General features: G+C 63.6%; 1 protein-coding gene. It reads left to right on the plus strand.

Features of this window, described 5'->3' with window-relative positions; translation table 11 throughout:
* Nucleotides 1–225 (plus strand): S-layer homology domain-containing protein (locus KUG38_RS16700; protein WP_216923535.1); only part of this gene is annotated, 225 nt, incomplete at both ends.

Below are 225 nucleotides of genomic sequence, written 5' to 3' on the forward strand. Positions count from 1 at the left end.
TTCCAGCAACTGCTGGTTGCTCCTGCAGCTCTCGGCCTGCTCGCCCCCGTGGCGGTTCAGGCGGCTGAGCTCAACATCGACAGCGTCAACAAGTACGCCGCCGAAGAGCAAGTCACCAGCATCAACCAGTTTTCCGACGTCAAGCCCACCGACTGGGCCTTCCAGGCCCTCTCGAACCTGATCGAGCGCTACGGCTGCGTCGCCGGCTACCCGAACGGCACCTAC

This window comes from Synechococcus sp. CCAP 1479/9 (assembly GCF_019038535.1).
Lineage (GTDB): Bacteria > Cyanobacteriota > Cyanobacteriia > PCC-6307 > Cyanobiaceae > Cyanobium.